Annotated in this window: 18 protein-coding genes and 1 pseudogene; 13 read left to right on the top strand and 6 right to left on the bottom strand. The window is 54.3% G+C overall.

Features of this window, described 5'->3' with window-relative positions; genetic code table 11:
• Positions 1–308: 308 nt before the first annotated feature.
• Positions 309–1,238, bottom strand: coding sequence for a transposase (locus J4772_RS10345; RefSeq protein ID WP_209075146.1), 930 nt, complete (start codon positions 1,236–1,238; stop codon positions 309–311).
• Between the two features lie 456 nt (positions 1,239–1,694).
• Between J4772_RS10345 and lpdA the strand changes: the two genes are divergently transcribed.
• The 5 genes from lpdA (at position 1,695) to lipB (ending at position 7,699) form a co-directional block, all read left to right on the top strand.
• Entirely contained in the window at positions 1,695–3,128 is a 1,434-nt protein-coding gene (gene lpdA, locus J4772_RS10350) for a dihydrolipoyl dehydrogenase (protein ID WP_209075147.1), read from the top strand.
• A 191-nt stretch (positions 3,129–3,319) separates the two neighbouring features.
• On the top strand, positions 3,320–4,345 hold the full coding sequence (locus J4772_RS10355; protein WP_209075148.1) for a thiamine pyrophosphate-dependent dehydrogenase E1 component subunit alpha: 1,026 nt from the start codon (positions 3,320–3,322) through the stop codon (positions 4,343–4,345).
• Positions 4,346–4,347: 2 nt separating this feature from the next.
• A complete protein-coding gene (locus J4772_RS10360) occupies positions 4,348–5,334 on the top strand; it encodes an alpha-ketoacid dehydrogenase subunit beta (RefSeq protein WP_116058897.1) in 987 nt (328 codons plus the stop codon).
• Between the two features lie 36 nt (positions 5,335–5,370).
• Entirely contained in the window at positions 5,371–6,834 is a 1,464-nt protein-coding gene (locus J4772_RS10365; RefSeq protein ID WP_209075149.1) for a dihydrolipoamide acetyltransferase family protein, read from the top strand.
• Between the two features lie 163 nt (positions 6,835–6,997).
• Positions 6,998–7,699, top strand: a complete 702-nt coding sequence (gene lipB / locus J4772_RS10370) for a lipoyl(octanoyl) transferase LipB (protein WP_209075150.1) — start codon at positions 6,998–7,000, stop codon at positions 7,697–7,699.
• Here lipB and prli42 read toward each other — a convergent pair.
• The gene (prli42, locus tag J4772_RS37505) at positions 7,662–7,754 is read right to left on the bottom strand and encodes a stressosome-associated protein Prli42 (RefSeq protein ID WP_116058900.1); all 93 of its coding nucleotides are present in this window, start codon (positions 7,752–7,754) and stop codon (positions 7,662–7,664) included. The two genes, lipB and prli42, sit on opposite strands and share 38 nt — an antisense overlap.
• Before the next feature lie 77 nt (positions 7,755–7,831).
• Here prli42 and J4772_RS10380 point away from each other — a divergent pair, with 77 nt between their 5' ends.
• Positions 7,832–8,962, top strand: a complete 1,131-nt coding sequence (locus J4772_RS10380) for a M20/M25/M40 family metallo-hydrolase (RefSeq protein ID WP_209075151.1) — start codon at positions 7,832–7,834, stop codon at positions 8,960–8,962.
• Positions 8,963–9,099: 137 nt separating this feature from the next.
• On the opposite strand, the pseudogene mciZ reads toward J4772_RS10380, so the two are convergent.
• Positions 9,100–9,183: pseudogene (gene mciZ, locus J4772_RS37510) on the bottom strand (Z-ring formation inhibitor MciZ); the annotation flags it as partial.
• 116 nt (positions 9,184–9,299) lie between these two features.
• On the opposite strand from mciZ, the gene J4772_RS10390 reads away from it, so the two are divergent.
• From J4772_RS10390 to J4772_RS10405, 4 genes are all read left to right on the top strand, one after another.
• Positions 9,300–9,869 (top strand): NUDIX domain-containing protein, encoded by a 570-nt coding sequence (locus J4772_RS10390; RefSeq protein WP_116058902.1) that lies wholly within the window; start codon positions 9,300–9,302, stop codon positions 9,867–9,869.
• Positions 9,870–9,872: 3 nt separating this feature from the next.
• The gene (locus tag J4772_RS10395; RefSeq protein WP_209075152.1) at positions 9,873–11,081 is read left to right on the top strand and encodes an endonuclease Q family protein; all 1,209 of its coding nucleotides are present in this window, start codon (positions 9,873–9,875) and stop codon (positions 11,079–11,081) included.
• Between the two features lie 69 nt (positions 11,082–11,150).
• Positions 11,151–11,771 (top strand): stage II sporulation protein M, encoded by a 621-nt coding sequence (spoIIM, locus tag J4772_RS10400; protein ID WP_209075153.1) that lies wholly within the window; start codon positions 11,151–11,153, stop codon positions 11,769–11,771.
• A 73-nt stretch (positions 11,772–11,844) separates the two neighbouring features.
• Positions 11,845–12,300, top strand: coding sequence for a ferric iron uptake transcriptional regulator (locus J4772_RS10405; protein WP_116058904.1), 456 nt, complete (start codon positions 11,845–11,847; stop codon positions 12,298–12,300).
• 67 nt (positions 12,301–12,367) lie between these two features.
• On the opposite strand, the gene J4772_RS10410 is transcribed toward J4772_RS10405, so the two are convergent.
• The 3 genes from J4772_RS10410 to J4772_RS10420 all read right to left on the bottom strand — a co-directional run bounded on the left by J4772_RS10410 (position 12,368) and on the right by J4772_RS10420 (position 15,182).
• A complete protein-coding gene (locus tag J4772_RS10410; RefSeq protein ID WP_209075154.1) occupies positions 12,368–12,844 on the bottom strand; it encodes a glutathione peroxidase in 477 nt (158 codons plus the stop codon).
• Between the two features lie 29 nt (positions 12,845–12,873).
• Positions 12,874–13,983 carry a response regulator gene (locus J4772_RS10415; protein WP_209075155.1) on the bottom strand — a complete coding sequence of 370 codons (1,110 nt, stop codon included), beginning with the start codon at positions 13,981–13,983 and terminating at the stop codon, positions 12,874–12,876.
• A gap of 80 nt (positions 13,984–14,063) precedes the next feature.
• A complete protein-coding gene (locus J4772_RS10420) occupies positions 14,064–15,182 on the bottom strand; it encodes a S8 family peptidase (RefSeq protein ID WP_209075156.1) in 1,119 nt (372 codons plus the stop codon).
• 167 nt (positions 15,183–15,349) lie between these two features.
• Here J4772_RS10420 and ald point away from each other — a divergent pair, with 167 nt between their 5' ends.
• From ald to J4772_RS10435, 3 genes are all read left to right on the top strand, one after another.
• Positions 15,350–16,465: an alanine dehydrogenase gene (gene ald / locus J4772_RS10425; RefSeq protein WP_209075157.1), complete on the top strand. Its 1,116-nt coding sequence runs from the start codon at positions 15,350–15,352 to the stop codon at positions 16,463–16,465.
• Between the two features lie 65 nt (positions 16,466–16,530).
• Positions 16,531–16,764, top strand: coding sequence for a DUF4227 family protein (locus J4772_RS10430; RefSeq protein WP_116058909.1), 234 nt, complete (start codon positions 16,531–16,533; stop codon positions 16,762–16,764).
• A 107-nt stretch (positions 16,765–16,871) separates the two neighbouring features.
• Positions 16,872–17,780 (top strand): tyrosine-type recombinase/integrase, encoded by a 909-nt coding sequence (locus J4772_RS10435; protein WP_209075158.1) that lies wholly within the window; start codon positions 16,872–16,874, stop codon positions 17,778–17,780.
• Positions 17,781–17,809: the final 29 nt, after the last annotated feature.

Genomic DNA, 17,809 nt, shown 5'->3' on the forward strand with positions numbered 1-17,809 from the left:
CGTTCATTCAGTATTAGTATCCCTATTGAATGTGTCGGATTTTCTCTTCTTTTCTCGGTATCCCCTTCGGTCAGATGTGAAGCCGCCCTCATGAAATGCATTAGATTTTCACATCTTTTGTCGGTATCCCGGTGGCTCAGGAAAGGGATCCTCCGATATTTACTGAAGAGGGTCCCCTTAAGTCAGTAGTTAGTTCTCCCGTACATATGAAGGCACTTGGTTATCCCCTTCGATCAGTAAAGATTGCTCTGTCTGGGACTCCCTTCTGTAATAATTAAGGGGATGACTGGAATAGAAACATGCCTATGCTATGCAAGTTTGATGGAATGTTGTCGAGGAGTACGAGTTAATCGGTTAGAACGGGAGCGGCTGTCTGATTTGGTGAGCTCGTTGTAGGTTATTCTGGAAGAGTTAATACAATCTGCGAGAAGCTGAACATAGAGGGTGGAGCGGCTGCGGTTGTAGTAGTAACAAAATTGATCAAGATACGCTTGTAAATGCTTAGGACCAATGCCGAGAAACGTTCTGCCGATCCACCACGTCACATTGTATCCCATCCAAGCCAACTCTTTGTTCATATTACGGCCGTACCTTCGGGTCACAATTGTATTTTCTGCAACATCAGGGTGGATATGCTCGCGAATAAACGGAGCCGTATCAGGACAATCGTACTTATCCTTTAACGGTGCTTTTGATTGAAGCTTAATCACAATCGGGCCAAGAGTGCTGTTACCGTCATCTGAAGCACCGACAAGCAATGGCTGTTCTTGCTTATGCCAATCGAAAGAGGGAGTTAGGCGCTTGCTGTATATAGAATCCGAAACGCGAACAATCCCTGACAATAATCGGGTTGATTCTCTTGAAGTCATCGCATGACGGATTTTGTGGCAAATGAGCCAGGCCGTTTTGTAAGTGACATGGATAGCCTCGGAGAGTTGCCTAGCGTTAATGCAGCGGGGTTGGGCATGCAGAAAAATCGCCTGAAACCAACGATGAATAGGCGTGCGGCTTCCCTCCATAATGGTACCGGCAATCAAGGAAGATTGCGCATGGCAGGAACGGCATTCGTAGAGTGGAATACGCCTAGTGGAAATGAGATAAAAATGAGAATGGCTGCAACGAGGGCAGCGAAAGCCGTCGGGCCACTTGAGCTCGAACAGGATGGGGAAACAATCTGCTTCGTTCTTAAAAACGGAACAAAACTTTTGAAACTTATCTGCCGCCGCTTTAAGACTCATACAAAACTTCCTCCCTCAATGGATGGAACGCACGTTCCCTTTACTTCATTATACCAAACATACGTTCTTATTTGAAGCTTTTTTCCTGTGTTTCAACTAAATTTTCAGAGCTACGTTGATCGACTAACTGACTCAAAGGGATACCGACAAAAGGAGATGAAGGGTTCGATTTCTGAAATGAGCGGAGAAGATCGGGAGGTTATCAGTTTACGGCCAATTTACGGTCAAAAATTTAAAGACTGAGAAACTGACAGAAAGGGATACCGGAAAATGAGCAGAAAATGAGAGAGAGGCGAGACGAGAGAGGAGCGGAGCGGGGAGCAGAGCAGAGGAACTGACGGAAGGGGATACCGGAAAAAGAACAAGGACGATGGAGGACGAAGAAGGATCCGACTTTGTTCAGCTCGCAAAAAAAAGGTACAATGGGAAAGTGAGTTTACATACGGAGGGGAAACTATGCCAATCGAAGTCGATGTCGCTGTATTGGGCGGAGGGCCGGGAGGCTATACGGCAGCGGTGAAGGCGGCGCAAGCCGGGCTTAGCGTCGTTGTAATTGAGAAGGACAAACTGGGCGGGACTTGTCTGCACAGGGGATGCATCCCAAGCAAAGCTTTGCTTAGAAGTGCGGAAGTATACGCAACGATCGGGGATTCAGCTTCATACGGTATTCGATTGCCGGAAGGAGCTGCTTCGGTAGATTGGGGAGCGGTGTTAAAACGGAAGGACAGTATCGTAGAGCAGCTCTACAAAGGGCTTCAGGCACTCATGAAGCAGCATAAAATCGAGGTTATTCAAGGCGGCGGTCGCATTATTGGCCCTTCGATTTTTTCGCCTAGAAGCGGGGCGATTGCGGTAGAACTAGCGGACGGGGAAGCGGAGACAATTGTGCCCAAGAACGTCATAATTGCGACGGGATCGCGTCCGCGCAAGCTGGAAGGCCTGAGCTATGACGGCGAGCACATCGCGACTAGTGACGAGGCGTTAGGATGGACGAGCCGCCCAACTTCCGTTCTGATCGTCGGAGGCGGGGTGATTGGCGTCGAATGGGCGTCGATGCTCAGCGATTTCGGCACGCAGGTGACGATCGTCGAAGCCGCGGAACGAATACTGCCCTCGGAGGACAAAGATATAGGCGCAGAAATAGCAAAGGCACTCAGAAAAAGAGGCGTTGTCATTCATACTGGAGCTTCTCTGCAGAGCGATAGCTGCATCACGTCGGACAAAGGTGTCGAGATACGTGCAATGACTGGAGGCGGCGACACGCTGACGCTGAGTGCGGATCGGATGCTCGTGTCTGTAGGCAGGATTGGCAACGTGGAAGCGTTAGGACTGGAAAATACAGATGTTAAGACAGAGAAGGGTTTTGTTAAAGTAAATCCCGCGACGCTTCAAACGGGGGAATCTCATATTTACGCGATCGGAGATTGTATAGGCGGCGTTCAGTTGGCGCATGCAGCTATGCACGAAGCGACGATGGCGATCGAGCATTTGACCGGGAGCAAGCCGTCGAGGGCCGCGGATCGGGATATTCCGCGCTGCGTCTACTCGCGGCCGGAGGCGGCGGCCATCGGCTGGACGGAAGAGAACGCCAAGGCGGAAGGCTACCAGGTGCGCACGGCAAAGCTGCCTTTGCGCATACTGGGCAAAGCGCTTGTGCACGGTGAAAGCGATGGCTTCGCCAAAGTGGTCGCGGATGCGGCAACGGGAGATCTGCTCGGCGTTCACTTGGTAGGAGTGCATGCAACGGAGCTGATTGCCGAAGCTGCGCTAGCGAAGCTGGTGGATGCGATTCCTTGGGAAATCGGTCGGACGATTCACCCCCATCCGACGCTCTCGGAAGTAATGCAGGAGACGATGCTGGCGCTGGAAGGCGCAGCGGGACACGCTTGATCCGATCGGCATCAGCAGGCTCAACCCGGAGGATTGCCATCCTTCCAGCGCCGAGAAGCGGTTCCCTAAAGGAATTTGCTCGGCGCGTCGGGTTGGGCGTTTCTTTTTGCTTGCGAGGGGAGTATAATAGGACTTAACCCCAAGTATTAAGACCAGGTTATAAAACTAAACCAAAGCAGGAGGACGCGCCCATGATGCATACAGGTTCCGTCCAGCGAGCGCTTCGTCATACCGAGCTTGGCCTTACGGACGAACGCGCAGTCGACATGTACAAGATGATGATGTTGGCCCGCCGCTTCGATGAACGCGGGCAGTTGCTGCAACGCGCCGGCAAAGTCAATTTTCATATTTCGGGAATTACCCAAGAGCCTTCTCAGGTCGCAATGGGATTTGCGATGGATCGGGAGCGTGATTGGTTTCTTCCGTATTACCGAGATTACGGGTTCGTGCTCTCGATCGGCATGACGGTTAAGGAGTTGATGCTGTCGCTGTATGCCAAAGGAGAAGACCCGAATAGCGCGGGGCGGCAGATGCCTGGGCATTTTGGCAGCAAACGACTGCGCATTGTAACGGGATCCAGCCCGGTAACGACGCAGGTGCCTCATGCGGCAGGATTCGCCTTCGCGGCCAAGATGCGGAAAGAGCCTTCCGTAGCTATCGTCACGTTCGGCGACGGCTCTAGCAACCAGGGCGATTTTCACGAGGGTTGCAATTTTGCCGGAGTTCATCAGCTTCCGGTCATTTTCGTATGCGAGAACAATCAGTATGCGATCTCAATGTCGCTTGAAAAGCAAACTCGGGGACGCATATGCGATCGGGCGCTTGGTTACGGATTTCCAGGAGTACGAGTTGACGGCAATGATCCGCTGGAAGTATATCGCGTGTTCAAGGAAGCCCGCGAGCGCGCAGTGTCCGGCGAAGGACCGACTTTAATCGAGATTATGACTTATCGTGTAACGGCGCATTCGACTTCGGACAACGACATGGCCTACCGTACCAAGGAAGAAGTGGACGAGCAAAAGGCCAAGGACGGGATGCCGGTATATAAGCAATATTTAGTGGATGCCGGATTGTGGTCCGAGGAGAAGGAAGCGACTCTGCAAGCAGAAATCCGCGCGACGATCGACGAAGCGAACGAGTATGCGGAGAAGGCTCCGTTCCAACCCGTAGAGGACGCATTCCGCTACGTATACGCCGAGGAGAACGGGGAGGGTTAAATATGCCGGTTATCGAATATATCGAAGCGATCAGACTCGCGATGAAGGAAGAAATGGAACGAGACAACGACGTATTCGTTCTGGGAGAGGACGTTGGCCTTAAAGGCGGGGTGTTCGGAACGACTAAAGGGCTGCAGCAGCAGTTTGGCGAGCTTCGGGCACTGGACGCGCCCCTTGCGGAATCTGCAATCGCCGGCGTCGCGATCGGCGCGGCCATGGCCGGAATGAAACCGATCGCCGAAATGCAGTATTCGGATTTTATGTTCCCCGCGACCAATCAGATTATTAGCGAAGCTGCTAAAATCCGTTACCGCTCCAACAACGATTGGGATTGTCCCGTCGTGATTCGCGCACCGATCGGGGGAGGCGTGTTCGGAGGGCTGTACCATTCGCAGTGCCCAGAGTCGGTCTTCTTCGGAACGCCCGGACTTAAGATCGTCGCTCCGGCCACAGCGTACGATGCGAAAGGGCTGCTGAAGGCGGCGATTCGAGATCCGGACCCGGTTATTTTCTTCGAGAACAAGAAGTGCTATCGATTGATCTCCGACGAAGTGCCGGAGGAAGATTATGTCGTCCCGATCGGTAAATCCAAGGTGATGCGCGAAGGAACCGATCTTACGGTTATTGGCTACAGCATGCCTTTGCACTTTGCGATGCAAGCGGCGGAAGAGCTGTCTAAGGAGCATGGCATCGAAGCTCACATTCTGGATTTGCGTACGATTCAGCCGTTGGACCGTGAAGGCATTCTCGAAGCGGCAGCTAAAACAGGCAAGGTGCTGATTGTTCACGAGGACAATAAAACAGGCGGCGTGGGAGCCGAGGTCGGAACGATAATCGCCGAGGAACTGCTCTACGAGCTTGACGCCCCGATTCGTAGATTGTGTGCCCCGGACGTGCCGGCGATGCCGATCAACCCTCCGGGAGAGAAGCACTATCTGCTGAACAAGGAGAAGCTGAAGAAGGCGATGCTGGAGCTAGCGCGCTACTAGGCCTATCGCCGGATTTGGAGAGGGGAACTGTATCATATGGCTAAAAAGATAGTGGAAATTACGATGCCCCAGCTTGCGGAGTCTCTCGTATCTGCGACGGTGGACCATTGGCTCAAGCAGCCGGGAGATATGCTGGATATGTACGAGCCGATTTGCGAACTTATTACCGATAAAGTCAATGCCGAGCTTCCTTCTACGGTTAGGGGCAAGCTTGTTAAGCATCTGATCGGCGCGGGCGAGACGGTGGAAGTCGGTGCGGCGATCTGCCTCGTGGAAGTGGAAGCCGATGCGGAGGCTGATACCGAGCCGTCTGCGGGAGCACAGGAGCCTGTTTCTCCTGCCGCGCCGGCTGGGGGCTTGGGGACAACTGACACGGCTTCAGGAACCCTCGGGTCTTCTGGGACAAGGGGGGGCGAACCGGCCTCGCGCCCAGCTGCGGCCATTGCACCCGCTTCTGGGATTGACGCCAACGCTCCGATGCGCCATCGCTATTCCCCGGCTGTTCAGCGGCTGGCGGCGGAACATGCCATCGATCTGAATCGAGTTAGCGGAACGGGAGAGGGCGGACGTATTACTCGTAAAGACGTTCAGGTGGCCATCGCTTCGGGGAACGCGTCGATCGGGACAGCCTCGGCGGTTAACCCGGCAACTGCAGCGACCGCTCCAATTGCGTCCTCGGCTCCAAGCGACTCGTCGCTAGCTCCGATGGATCCGAAAATTCCGGTGCGCTCCACAGGAATCCATTTGTCCGAATCTCCGCGCATTCCGTCAATCGAAATCGAAGGTCAAGAAGTACCTGGCCGCGGCGAATATTTTATCGATGTAACGCCCGTCCGCAATACGATCGCGACTAGAATGCGCCAGAGCGTTAGCGAAATTCCGCATGGCTGGATGATGATCGAGGTCGACGTGACCAATCTCGTCTTGCTGCGCAACAAGCTCAAAGACGATTTCCGCAAACGCGAGGGCATCAACTTGACCTATATGCCTTTTATGATCAAGGCGGTCGTCAACGCGATCAAGGATTACCCGATCATGAATTCGGTGTGGGCGGTCGATAAGATTATCGTGAAACGCGATATCAACATCTCTCTGTCTGTCGGAACGGAGGATTCGGTCGTTACGCCGGTCATTCGCCATGCGGATCAGAAAAACATATCCGGTCTCGCCCACGAAATTGACGATCTCGCAAGACGCACGCGGGAGAAAAAGCTCAAACTGGATGACGTTAACGGCGGCACTTTCACGGTGAACAATACGGGCTCTTTCGGCTCGATTCTGACCCAGCCGATCATCAACTATCCTCAAGCCGCGATCATCACGTTCGAATCGATCGTCAAACGCCCCGTCGTTATTAACGACATGATCGGCGTTCGTTCGATGGTAAATCTGTGTCTGTCGCTCGACCATCGGATTTTGGACGGAGTCATCTGCGGACGGTTCCTGCAGCGGGTGAAGGAAAATTTGGAAGGCTATAATTTGGACACGAAGGTGTATTAGGTTCAGCGAACTAAATTCATTGAACCTGGTACAGCGGACTTGCCCGGCTCAGTCGCGTTTCGAGCGCGACGCGCCGGGTTTTCTTGATCGCATAGATAAGCTACAATAGGGAAGTAACTCGCATAGGGATTCAAGCAGAAGTTCGAGCAGGAGGGTTCAAGGCATGAAGGAACTGAACGTCGAATGGTTGTCCAGGCGGAAATACGGCGAAGCTTGGGAGCTGCAGAAGCAGCTCGTGAAGGAGATCGACCGCCAGGAACGGAACGATTCCTTGCTGCTCCTTGAGCATTCGCCGACCTTTACGATCGGCTCGGATCGCCATCCCGAGCATCTGCTGTACGGAAGCGAGGAGTTGGCTCGTCGCGGCATCGAAGTGTACGAGATCGATCGCGGCGGCGATATTACGTATCACGGTCCGGGTCAGCTTGTTGGTTATCCGTTGCTTTATTTGGATGCCGAAGGGCTTGATCTTCATCAGTACTTAAGAAATCTCGAGGAAGCGATTATCAAGCTGCTAGCTGAATTCGGCATTCAAGGCGGCAGGAAGCCGGAATATACCGGGGTATGGGTGGGCGATCGGAAAATCGCCGCAATCGGGGTCAAGTTCAACAAGGCCCGGACAAGGCGAGGCTTCGTGACGAGCCACGGCTTTGCGCTTAACGTAAAGAAAAACGTGGAAGAAGACGGCTTCCAAGGCATCATTCCGTGCGGCATTACGGAATACGGCGTGACGTCTCTGGAAACGTTAACCGGTATCGAGCTGCAGGTGGACGAAATCGGAAGGCGCATCGTTCCATGTTTCGCAGAAGTGTTCGGTTACGCTTCCGTTACTGCAGAAGAGATACTCCCATCAGTAAAGTCGTAGCGACCAACGCAAACAAAGTAACGTAAATGACGATCTTAAACAAACGCTTGTTCATAAGCGGCTCCACATCCTTTCAGGCTTAGGCTTGCTCATATTTACATTGTAACGAATACGACCTCAGGAGGGAAGATCATGGTTCAGAAAGATAGATTAATCGCCGAGTTTATGGAACTGGTGCAGATCGACAGCGAGACAAAACATGAGACTGAGATTAGCAAAGTCCTTAAGGTCAAATTCGAGGAGTTTGGTCTGGAGGTGACGGAGGACGATGTGGCCGATAAAATCGGTCATGGAGCGGGAAATTTATTCGCTTGGCTCGCACCGTCGGCTGGGCATGAGTCCGTTCCGACCATTCTGTTCACTTCGCATATGGATACCGTCTCGCCCGGAAATGGAATTAAGCCGCGGCTGGATGACGACGGATATATTCGCAGCGACGGCACGACGATTCTTGGAGCGGATGACAAGGCGGGGCTTGCGGCAATATTTGAAGCGCTGCGCGTTATTCGCGAGCAACAACTGCCGCATGGGGGCGTTCAATTCGTCATCACGACGGGCGAGGAATCCGGCTTGATCGGTTCCCGCGCAATGGACGGCTCCAGGCTGCGGGCCAAGTTCGGCTATGCGCTCGACTCCAATGGCGAGATCGGAGCGATCGCGGTGTCGGCTCCGACCAATTCCCGCCAGTTTATTACGATTAGAGGGAAAGCTGCTCACGCTGGCGTAAATCCGGAGGACGGCATCAGCGCCATTCAGGTGGCCTCCAAAGCGGTATCCCGCATGAAGCTTGGCCGCATCGATAGCGAGACAACGGCCAATATCGGACGCTTCGAGGGCGGAGGCGAGGTAAATATCGTTGTGGATACGATAAAAATTTACGCGGAAGCCCGCAGCCAAGTTCAGGAGAAGATGGAGGCGCAGGTCGAATCGATGCGCGAAGCGGTCGCCAGCGCTGCGCATGAATGCGGAGCCGAGTTTAATTTCGAAACGCTGACGATCTACCCGGCTTATTATCATGATGACAGCACGGAGGTCGTTCAAGTTGCGAAAGCGGCGATCGCGGCGATCGGACTGACTCCCCGCACGTTCTCATCCGGAGGCGGAAGCGACGCGAATATGTTTAACGGGAACGGCGTGCCGACCGTTAATCTGGCTGTCGGTTATGAGCACATCCATACGACGAAGGAGCAAATTAAAGCGGACGATCTCGCGAAAGCGGCCGAACTGGTGCTGTCGATCGTAGGCGAGACGCTGAAGCGGTAAGCGCAGCAAGGCAGTGCTTGGACCGTTTAAGGTCGGGGCGCTGCCTTTGGTTATTTCCTCGCGGGGAGATCGGCGTCAGGCCGCATCGTTTGCTGAGCCTCTAGCAGCGAGACAAGCGGCGTGCGCGCTCCGCGAAGCTTCTGCTCCTGACGCAGCGCATGGCGAATTTCCCAAGCTTTGCCGACGAATTGCAGACGTTGCGGCGTTATATATTTTTTCAGCATGGTACAAGCCTCCTCGTATCGAATGCGTTGCTCGTTCCGTCTACCGTAAGGGGACGAGCTTCTATACGTTGAGGGTATGCGCGTAAAAACGAGATTAGACTGGGGGATGCGAAATGAGCGCAAATAAAGACATTGCCTCTCACCCGTTCTATGAACGGACTTTGGAAAGCAAGCCGATTTTTGAAGGTAGAATCATATCTTTGCAGGTCGATACAGTAAGTCTTCCAAACGGCGAAACGGCGACGAGGGAGATTGTGCGTCATCCCGGGGCCGTTGCGGTCGTGGCGCTGCTGGATGGCAAAATGCTCGTCGTAGAACAATTCCGCAAGCCGCTGGAAAAGGTGCAGGTCGAAATTCCGGCGGGCAAGCTGGACGCGGGGGAGGAGCCGGAAGCGGCGGCGCTTCGCGAGCTGGAAGAGGAGACGGGGTATCGCGCGCGCAGTATACGTCATCTGCATTCGTTCTCGACATCTCCCGGCTTTGCCGAGGAGGTCGTGCACCTTTATGTAACGGACGATCTTGAGCCGGGACAAGCGCATCTCGACGATGAGGAGTTTTTGACCTGCGAGGCGATTACGCTGGAGCAGGCGCAAGCGTATATTGCAGAAGGACGCATTTGCGATGCCAAAACGCTGCTGGCCGTCTATGCTTGGCGCATGTACGCGCTGACGGGGGCGTTCTAGCCGATGAGCGCTTCGCAAGCGACTTCGGAGGCTCTGCTGTCCCCTTGCTTCGCCGATCTCCATGTTCATATCGGCCGAACGCAGGACGGGCAGCATGTGAAAATTAGCGGTAGCCGGAATCTGACCTTCCGCCAAATCGCCGAGGAAGCGTCCGACCGCAAAGGCATCGAGCTAGTCGGCATTATCGATTGTCATTCGCCGCCTGTACAGAAGGATATTCTGGAATGCTTGCATTCGGGAGAAATGGAGGAGGTTTCCGGCGGAGGGATCCGATATCGGAATACGACGCTGTTGCTGGGCGCAGAGATGGAGGTTAAGGAAGAAGGCGGGGGCCCGTTCCATCTGCTCGGCTTTTTGCCGAATTTGCAGGCGATGCAGGAGTGGACCGAATGGATGACGCCCCGTGTCGCTAACATTCGGCTGAGCACGCAGCGAATCCGCGTTACGGCAGCAGAGCTGCAGGCGGAGCTGGTCGCTCGGGGCGGGCTGCTCATTCCGGCGCATATTTTCACGCCGCACAGAGGCCTCCTCGGCTGCTCCGCCGATCGGCTGGCGGACCGGCTCGATCCTGACGGCATTGCAGCCGTCGAGCTTGGCCTCAGCGCGGATTCGGATATGGCCGGACGATTGTCCGAGCTCGATCGCTATCCGTTCCTGACCAACTCCGATGCGCATTCTCCCGGCATGATCGGAAGGGAGTGCAACGAGCTGATGCTGCTAACCCCTTCTTTCGCGGAGTTTGCCAAAGCGCTTAAGGGCGAGGAAGGCCGGCGTATTCTGGCCAACTACGGACTGCATCCCGAATTGGGTAAATATCACGAAACCTCATGCACGGCTTGCAGTCGTACGATCCCCGAGACGGGCGAGGACGTTGAGGCTTGCCCTTATTGCGGAAGCAAGCGGCTGACTCGGGGCGTGTCCGGGCGCATTCGCCGATTGGCAGATCGCGAGCAGCCGATCCATCCGGAAGGAAGGCCTCCTTATCGTCCGCAGGTTCCGCTGTCTTTTTTCCCGGGCGTCGGTCCGGCTAAGCGCGAGAGGCTGTTCGCGGAAGTCGGCACGGAAATGGAAGTGCTCCACCGCGTTTCTGCAGATGCGATCGCCGCCGTAACCGGAGAGAGAATCGCCGAGATGATCGTCCGGGCAAGAGAAGGCGGGCTAGCGTTTACATCCGGGAGCGGAGGAAGCTACGGAACGATCCGGCAATCATAATTGGTACTTGTCCATCATACAATGAGGCACGGGATATGCCGCTAAAGATGGACAAGGGGGTTGGCCGCCGTGAACTTCCGCTTATGGAATTTGTCGGCTCGCGACAATTTAAATCTATACGTGTTTTTGGGTGTGCTTGTTCTGGTCGGGACGATCTTCGGGGCGATGCTCGTCTATGCGCTCACCTTGGATCAGCAGCAGGAGCTGGCCGATGCAATCGGCGTGTACTTAGTCAAAATCGACAGCAGCGGCAGCGTTTCGCCCGCATCGACGTTTCGGGAGAGCTTCCTGCTTTACGGAAAATGGATGCTGCTGATTTGGTTTCTCGGGCTGTCTGTCATCGGTCTTCCGCTTGTATTCCTGCTTGATTTCCTGAAAGGCGTCCTGATCGGTTTTGCAGCGGCCGTGCTTGCACAGCAGTTTGCCTGGAATGGCGTGCTGTTTTTCCTGCTCGCGACCGGTCCGCGCAATGCTTTAGTCGTGCCCGCTCTTATGATCGCAAGCCTGTCATCGGCAAGATTCGCGTATTTCGTCGTGCGTGAGCGGCTGTTCCGCCGCAAAGGGCAATTGCTGCCTCCATTTCTGGCGCATACGGCGGTTGCGGCGGCGATGTTGCTCGTATTGTGCGTCGCATCGCTGTACGAGGCGTTCGTGTCTCCCGATTGGCTAGCCCGTATCGTTCCATTTTGACGCGGAAGTTTGACTAAATGAACAAGCTCATCCTATAATGGAAGGAAGTGCACCAGCGACCGGAGGGGAAACCATGGAAGCCCGCATTGAAAAAATAAAACAACAGTTGCAGTCCCATGGCTACAAACTGACTCCGCAACGGGAAGCGACGGTTCGCGTCCTTCTCGAGAACGAAGAAGATCATCTTAGCGCGGAGGACGTCTTTATGCTCGTCAAGGACAAAGCTCCTGAAATCGGTCTTGCGACCGTCTACAGGACGCTCGAACTTCTGAGCGAGATGCACGTCGTGGAGAAAATGAACTTCGGCGACGGGGTAGCCCGATACGATCTTCGTACAGACAGCAACAAGCACCACCACCACCATCTCATTTGCGTGAAATGCGGGTCCATGTCGGAAATTATGGAAGATTGGCTGGGGCCGCTCGAGGAACGACTGGAGAAGGAATACCGTTTTACCGTGCTGGATCACCGTTTGGATTTTCAAGGCGTCTGCGCCAAGTGCCAAGCGAGCGAAGGCGGCGGAGAGTAAATACTTACAACAAAAAGAGAGGCCTCCGACTTTTGTCGAGAGCGCCTCTTTTGCATTTTTACAGATGTTACAGAAGCTTGCGAATGTGCGCTTCGATTCGTTCAGGCGTAACGGTTGGCGCAAACCGCTTGACGACTTTGCCGCTGCGGTCGATTAGAAACTTGGTGAAATTCCATTTGATGCGTTTGGATCCGAGGAAGCCCGGCGCAGCTTTGGTGAGGTGACTGTACAGCGGATGTATGGAGGCTCCTTTTACATCGATCTTGGCATACAAAGGAAAGGTCACGCCGTGATTGAGCTGGCAGTGCCGGGTGAGCTCATCCCCATCAAGAGGCTCCTGTTCGGCGAATTGGTTGCTGGGAAAGCCTACGACGGACAAACCTTGTTTGGCATAAGTCTCGTGCAGCTTCTGAAGGCCCGCAAATTGCGGCGCGAAGCCGCACTTGCTTGCCGTATTCACGACCAGTATCACTTTGCCCTTGTGCTCGGTTAGCGTGGTTTCTTCTCCTTTGCCTGTTGTGACGGGGATGTCGTATATAGACATTTGGAAGCCTCCTGACGAATTGAACGTTATTAACGGAAGGTCGCGTCCGCCCATTGGCGAACGGCGAGCGACGGGGAGATGGCATACTCCTCGTGAAGCATCGAGCAGAGCTGATCGTATTTCAGCTTGGACATATCCAAATCTCCGTTATCTGAGTGAAACTGCATGATCAGAAAATAAAGCTCCTCGGAGAAAGGAAATCTCTGCTCCATCAACTCGTAAATTTCGAGCGTTTCTTTGCGGCAATCCGAAGCCCGCCACATCTCGCTGACCGAGAGGGCATGCTTGTACCAAATATCGCGAAGTCTTTTACGCTCGTTCTCGGCCCATACATAGTCGGTTTCGGACAGGTAGTCGCCCTCGTAGCTCCGAAGCCAAGCAATATGCTGCGCGGCCGTCTCGGGATTGAGCTCGGGAAGAGACAACCGCCCGTTCTCCCATTCTTGAACGTCATACCGATTGTTGCCCAAATCCAGATAATAGTCGCTTCCGCTGTTGGTGAGACGTATCGTAAGACCGGCGGCTTCAATGGATTTGCGAATCTGGTATACGGTCGTGTACAGCTGCGTGAACGCCTTCTTATACTCCGTATCCGGCCAGAGCAGGTCCAGCAAAATGTCTTTGCGAACCGGCTGATTGCGCTTGTACACCATGTAGGCAAACAGCTCTTGCGCGCGGACGGTGCGCCAGGAGAACGGCTCGGCTTTGCCGTATTCGATCCTAAGTCTTGTGAAGCAGCTGATTGTGGCGACAGGAGGCTCGGTGCTGGCGGGACGAATGGAAGCCCTTAATTTTAAACGATTAATCGTATGCAGGAGCCTGTCGGCATTAATCGGCTTCAAAACGTAGTCCAAAGCGGCAAGCTCGAACGCCTTGATCGCGTATTCATGGTGAGCGGTTACGAATACGATCTCGATGTCATCATTAATCTTATGAATCTGTTCAGCGGCTTCCAGGCCCGAAATTTCCGGCATGTCAATATCGAGAAAAGCGACATCTGGACGCAGTTCGCCAACTCGCTGCAGGGCCGCCGCCGCGTTCTGGAACTTACCCACGATCTCGATGTCGCCTATTTTCTCCAGCTGTCGTTCCAGATCTTTTAGCGCTAATCCTTCATCGTCTACTAGAATTGCTTTCATAGGGCATGTTTTGTCTCCTTGATTGGAATGCAAAGGCAATACTTCATATATCGGCATTTCCCGGCGCGAAAATAAGACAATTAGCGAGCTGCCGGTTCGATTTGCAAAAGTCCGCTTCCCACCGCGTTTTTGCCTCCCGGAATTCGCAGAGCCGTCGCTTTCAGTCTGCGGGCAATTTCGGTCGCGGTCAACTTAGGACGAACGCCTCTGAGTAGAGCGGCGGCTCCAGTTACGTGAGGTGCCGACATGGAGGTCCCGGATTCCCTGCGGTAGGTGCCGTTCAACCAAGTGGACAAAATGCTGACTCCAGGAGCGGCCAAATCGATTCCTTTACCCCGACTAGAGAAGCTGGCCACGCGATTGGCGCGCGTGGTGGCGGCAACGGCGATCGTTTCCGGATAGCGGGCCGGAGCGTCTATCTGCGGCAGGGCGGTGCCGCTGTTGCCGGCGGAAGCAACGATGACGGCGCCGCGGCGTTTGGCTTGCCGAATCGCGTTTCTGAGCAGAGTACTGTCGCCGGCAAGGCCGAAGCTCATATTCAAAATGCGAATGCCCCTTGCCAAACACCATTCAATTCCTTCAATGATATCGGAAATAAAACCGGAACCGTTCGCGTCAAGTACTTTAACGGCATATAGCTCGACTTTGGGCGCCACTCCGTAGATTTTTCTTCTACCGGTTGCCGCCGCTATTCCAGCGACGTGGGTGCCATGGCCGTTGTCGTCGGCGTAAGATTTACCCGTTATTGTATTCACGCCGCCGGCGATAGCGAGATCGGGATGGCGAGCGATTCCGGTGTCGAGGATCGCGACTTTGATCGAAGCGCCCGAGTGCGATGCAGGCCAAGCCGGCGGAGCCTTGACACGGTTGACGTTCCAGGGGATACGGCTCTTGACGACGGCCGATATGCGCGATAGGTTAGCATTGACCAATCCATGGGCCTTTACTCTGCGATCCCGCTCAATGAGAGAAATGCGGGGGTGCTTTTGCAGCGATGCCCAGTCAGCGCTTTTGCTGCTGTGGCAGCAAATCATCCGCATGGAGTCGACTTGCTTGAGCGGTCGAATGCCTGCCGAGGTAAGCTGCTTAAGGCAGGCATGATAGTCCTGTATCCGGCGAAATACGATATTCCTTCGTTCCGTGCGGGACGTAGGCTTGCGTTTTACCGTCAGACTGAGCTGCTTTACCAATGGGTTCATCGGATGTTCTTTCCTCCTGATCGGATCATAACCGAGCTCATGACCGTATTCTGTAGTAGGGTATGGGAGTTCCGAGCATGAGGTGCAAGGAGGCGCGCACACATATTTTCGCAGGCCGGGGAGAAAGAATAAGGGAAGGACGAGTCTGTATACCGGGAGGAACGAGCATGATCGTTGGATTGCCCAAAGAGATCAAGAAGCAGGAGTATCGCGTTGCGCTTACGCCTGCCGGTTGCGAGATGATCGTAAAGCAGGGACACGGCGTCGTTGTGGAGCGGCAAGCAGGCGAAGGAAGCGGCTTTGCCGACGCCGAATACTTGGACGCCGGCGCCGGCCTGGTCGAAAGCGCGCAGGAGGTATGGTCGACTGCGGATTTAATCGTGAAGGTGAAAGAGCCGCTTTCCGAGGAATTTGCTTTTTTTCGCGAAGGACAAATTTTGTTCACTTATTTGCATTTGGCTGCAGCGCCGGACTTGGCCCAAGCGCTTGTGAATCGAGGGGTGACGGCTATCGCCTACGAGACGATTCAAGCGCCAAACGGAAGCCTTCCGCTGCTTACGCCGATGAGCGAAGTGGCTGGAAGAATGGCGGTTCAGGAAGGCGCAAAATATTTGGAGGCTTTCCAGGGCGGTAGAGGCGTACTGCTCGGCGGCGTTCCGGGCGTGCCCCCTGCGGAAGTCATCATCATTGGAGGAGGCATCGTGGGGACGAATGCGGCCAAGATGGCGCTCGGTCTTGGAGCCGATGTCGTCGTTCTCGAGAAAAGCGCGGATCGGATGCGTTATCTCGACGATGTGTTCCAAGGGCGACTACGCACGCTCACGAGCAATTCCTACAATATCGCCAATGCGGTGCGCAAAGCGGATCTTCTGATCGGAGCCGTGCTAGTCCCGGGAGCAAGAGCGCCCCGACTAGTGACCGAGGAAATGGTAAAAACGATGAAAAAGGGCGCAGTTATCGTCGATGTCGCCGTCGATCAAGGCGGTTCAATCGCTACAATCGACCGCGCCACCACACACGAAAACCCGACCTACGAGAAACACGGAGTTATTCATTATGCAGTCGCGAATATGCCGGGAGCAGTGCCTCGCACTTCGACGCTTGCGCTGACGAACGTGACGATTGATTATATTTTACAGTTGGCTGATAAAGGCTTTGAGGTTTCGGTGCAAAACAATCCGATGCTCGCGCTTGGCGTGAACGCCTGCCGAGGGGCGATTACTCATCCGCAGGTGGCCGAAGCTGTAAGTTTGCCTTATGCGAAACTGGAAAGCTTATGGTGAATGGAATGAATGCAACCCCTCCTTCATACGGTTGAGTATGGGCAAGGACAAGGAGGGGAAGAAGGATGAAGGGTCCGATGGAGAGATGGTGGGAGCGATTGCAGTTTACGCTCCTTTTTCTTGCGCTTGCGGTTGTCGTTCATGGTTTCTTCGGGTGGTTTCACGACTGGCTTGAACCTAAAGATCCTTATAGGACGCCAGAAGGAAAAGCGTTCAAAGTATTTATGACGGGAGAAGGAAACGATCCGGACGCCTCGCCCGGCGACCGTCTGCGATTGTTTTATTGGATGGGGGAGTAGTTTACGGAAGGAAATCGACCGACTCGCGTTGAATGTATCTATGTACAATTTTATTTTTGAAATCGGGATGTAACGGATAAGGTTTGAAGCAGGGAAAGGAAACTGGTATGGAATTGAGAAATTTGCTGAGTGCTTATCTCTTGTATTTGAGGGAGGATCGAGGCGTTTCCGATGGAACGGCGCAAAGCTATTCGAGCGATCTATCCGACTTCCTGGATAGTCTGGACAAGCGCGGCGTCAACCATGCGACCCAACTAAGACCTTTGCACCTTACCGCCTACACAAATGAGATGCGAGCACAAGGGAAATCGGCGGCGACGATTGCCCGGCGAATTTCCGCGCTTCGCTCATTTTGCAAATATCTCGTGCTCCGACGCGTCGTTGATGTGGATCTGACCATTCAGCTTGAAGCGCCAAGGATGAACAAGAAAGCGCCGAAGCCAATTCGTTCCGAGGAGCTGGACAAGCTGCTGGAGCTGCCCGATACGGAGCAGCCGACAGGGATTCGAGACAGAGCGATGCTGGAGCTGATGTATGCGACCGGGCTGAGGGTATCGGAGCTTGCGTCGTTGAATGCAGGTCAGGTTAATCCGGAGATGGGATTTTTGCTATGCATAGGCGCGGACGGCCGGGAAAGAATGGTGCCGATCGGGGCAGGCGGAAGCTACTGGGTGTCGAGGTACGTACAGGAAATGAGTCCGGTTGCGCCGCAAGAGGATAAGTCGGGGGCTGCTTTATTTGTGAATCGGCAGGGGCAGCGGTTAACTCGGCAGGGAATCTGGAAAATATTGAAGAAATACGCTGGGCAATTGGGGATGGACGCGACCCCGCAGGCGCTGCGTCGCTCTTTCGCGTCTCATTTGCTGGCGAACGGAGCCGATCTGAGATCGGTGCAGGAGATGCTGGGAGTTTCCAGCGCCGCTTCGCTGCAAGCTTATTTGCCCGCAGCGAAACCGAGACTCACCGAGGTGTACGAGCGCAATCATCCCCGTGCGGGAATGAAGCCGGAAACCTGAATACGACAATTATGGCTTGCGAAAAGAGG

The organism is Cohnella sp. LGH, from assembly GCF_017671885.1.
Lineage (GTDB): Bacteria > Bacillota > Bacilli > Paenibacillales > Paenibacillaceae > Cohnella > Cohnella phaseoli.